The following is a 1,494-nucleotide window of genomic DNA, read 5'->3' on the forward strand; positions in this document are numbered from 1 at the left end:
GAAAGGATTCCCAATGAAGTTGTCAAGCCCGCGCGGTGACTCGCTGTGAGCGTGTCAGCCCAGTGCGACGGGGCTTGGTGGCGCGGTGATCTCGAAGGCGCGGCCATCGCGTATGAGGGCCCACAGGACGTTCAGGCGGCGGCGAGCCAGAGCGATGACGGCCTGGCGGTGGCCTTTGCCCTCGGCTCTCTTGCGGTCGTAGAACGCCTTCGACGTGGGGCAGCACCTGGCGGCGACCATCGCGGACATGTAGAAGACCCGCAGCAGACGTCGGCAGTAGCGGCGTGGCCGGCGCATGTTGCCGCTGATCCGTCCGGAGTCCTTCGGGACCGGGGCCAGGCCGGCGACTCCGGCCAGGCGGTCGGAGCTGCCGAAGACGCTCATGTCCCCACCGGTGTGGGCGATGAACTCGGCGCCCAGGACGGGGCCGAGGCCGGGCATGCTCAGGATGACCTCGGCGTGCGGGTGGTCGCGAAACCGGCCCTCGATCAGGGCGTCGGTCTCGGCGATCTCCTCATCGAGGGCCATCACCTCCCTCGCGAGCTTGGCCACCACAGCGGCGGCCATTCTCTCCCCGGGCACGGTGGTGTGCTGGGCCTCGGCAGCCTCCACCGCGGTGGCCGCGACGAGCTCGGAGTTGCGGACCTTGCGGTTCTTCAGCCACGTCGCGAGCCGGTTCTTGCCGATCCGCCGCAGGGCCGCCGGGGTCTGGTAACCCGTCAGCAGTACCAAGGACGCCTTCGACGTCTTGTAGTCGAAAGCCCGCTCCAGAGCCGGGAAGTACTCCAGCATCTGGGCCCGCAGACGGTTGATCGCCCGGGTGCGGTCGGCGGCAAGGTCCAAGCGACGCGAGGTGAGAATCCGCAGGTCGACGGCGATGTCGTCGCCGCGGTGCACCTGCTGGAGGTCACGGCGCATGCGGGCCTGGTCCGCGATGACGAAGGCGTCCTTCGCGTCCGTCTTCCCGTCGCCCCGGTAGGAGCCGGAGGCGTGGTAGACCGTGCGGCCGGGGATATAGAGGACCTCCTGGCCGTTGTCGGTCAGCAGCGCGATCATCAGCGCCGCCCCGCCGGCGTTCAGGTCGATCGCCCAGGTCACCGAGCCGCCCTCGCTCAGCGCGAGGACATCGCCGATCAGTTTGAGCAGTGCGGTCTCGTCGTTGGCCACCCGCCGCGACAGCTTCCGCGTGCCGTCGGCGTCGATCACCACGCAGTGATGCTCCGCTTTGCCCGCGTCCGTTCCGGCCCACAGTTCGGGCACGGCCACCTCCGAAGTCGTTCCAGTACCGGTCCCAGCAGACGACCTCGCCAGCGTGTCCTTACCAAGCGATCTTGTCGCGCGCATCCCAATGAGTGGTCGAGTCGTCGCGGGATGCCGGGCGGCCAATCCTTTCAAGCCACCAAAGGGCTGGACCCCACTTGCCACACCCGGCATCCCTGGGTCTCCCGATCCTACGAGTGACCGGAATCAACCCACCAACAACGTAAGGACCCC

Annotated in this window: 1 protein-coding gene; it reads right to left on the reverse strand. The window is 68.2% G+C overall.

All coding sequences use genetic code 11. From position 1 onward, the window contains the following. Positions 1-54: 54 nt before the first annotated feature. A complete protein-coding gene (locus tag ACFWBF_RS37295) occupies positions 55-1,266 on the reverse strand; it encodes an IS110 family transposase (protein ID WP_385609274.1) in 1,212 nt (403 codons plus the stop codon). Positions 1,267-1,494 lie beyond the last annotated feature (228 nt).

This window comes from Streptomyces sp. NPDC060028 (assembly GCF_042736725.1).
In the GTDB taxonomy this organism is placed as follows: domain Bacteria; phylum Actinomycetota; class Actinomycetes; order Streptomycetales; family Streptomycetaceae; genus Streptomyces.